The 1,209-nt window shown below is 61.9% G+C and carries 1 protein-coding gene; it reads right to left on the bottom strand.

The genetic code is table 11. The annotated features are described in order from the left end of the window. Positions 1–21: 21 nt before the first annotated feature. Positions 22–1,092: an ISAs1 family transposase gene (locus I8J34_RS24065; RefSeq protein WP_214364165.1), complete on the bottom strand. Its 1,071-nt coding sequence runs from the start codon at positions 1,090–1,092 to the stop codon at positions 22–24. Between the last annotated feature and the right edge of the window lie 117 nt (positions 1,093–1,209).

The following is a 1,209-nucleotide window of genomic DNA, read 5'->3' as shown; positions in this document are numbered from 1 at the left end:
CAGGGCAATTGCATCCAACCATCATATCGGCAGAATCTGTAACACCCGCATGCGCTCATCGTCGTCCCAGCCGGCGCACTTTCGCCGCAGCCTGACGCTGCGCTTTGGATGTGTCGTGTCGAGCTTGAGCATGTTTAGGATCAGGCGGCGGACGATCGACAGGTTGGCGGGGGCGTGATCACGTTTCACCGCGCACGCGTCCTCGCGCAGCATCACATCCAGACGCCAATGGAGATCGTTCTCGATCGCCCAGTGTCGGCGCGCAGCGCCCGCGAGCTCGTCCGGATCAAGCGTTGCGGAGCTGATGTAGTAGCGTGCCTCGATCCGCCCCGGCTTGCCGTTCTGTGTGCGAAGCGACAGCACTCGACCCAGGCTGGTGCAGTCGGGCCATTGGGTGCGATCGACATGACCGGTGTTGGCAATCACACTCGCGATCTGGATGCTCTTGCGACCATGTCCGTCAAGCGTCTGCTCATGCGCCAATGCGTCGGCTTGGTCGGCGAAGGCATCCTTGAGCGCCTGATGCAGGCCGGGCTGATTGCCTTTGACTGCCAGCAGATAGTCAGCGCCGCGCGCTCGGATCTGCCCAGCCAGCTCGCGCTGGCAACCGAGCGCATCGAGGCTGACAATCGCACCGCGCAACTCGAGCGCCTCGAGCAGATGCGGGATCGCGGCCAGCTCACCGCCCTTGCCCGACACCTCGCGCTGGGCCAGCACCAGCCCTGCTTCGGTGGCGAAGGCGCTGACCATATGGACCGGGTTGCGCTTGCCCGAACCGCGAAGGCTCTTGCCATCGATCGCAATGTGCCGGAAGGCGGGCAAGGTGTCGCCGACCCAGGCACGGAAGGCATCTTCGAAGGCCTTGGGATCGAGCAGACGGAATACTCGGTTGAGCGTGTCGTGAGACGGAAGGCCGTTGTCCAGACGCAGGAAGCGGCGCAGCCAAGCCTCCTTGTGACGCGCCCATTCGGCGATGTCGACAAAGGTCTCGACCTCGGAGAACATCGCACAGGTGACGATCACCAGTATTTCCGTCAAGTCATACGCTACGCGCCCTCGGCGCGGATCTTCGATTACGGCAAGGTGTTCCACCAGCGTCTTTCCCATCTGTTGCCCAAAAGACGAGAGTGGACGGGATTTTTACGCTGTGCACAAGTCCTTTGTTGTTCGAGGACTCAGAAATATGCCAAATAGGTGCAATCGCCCTGG

The sequence above is a fragment of the Denitromonas iodatirespirans genome (assembly GCF_018524365.1).
GTDB lineage: Bacteria > Pseudomonadota > Gammaproteobacteria > Burkholderiales > Rhodocyclaceae > Nitrogeniibacter > Nitrogeniibacter iodatirespirans.
Note: the sequence above shows the minus strand (reverse complement) of the source record. Positions and strands in the feature narration are given on the sequence as shown.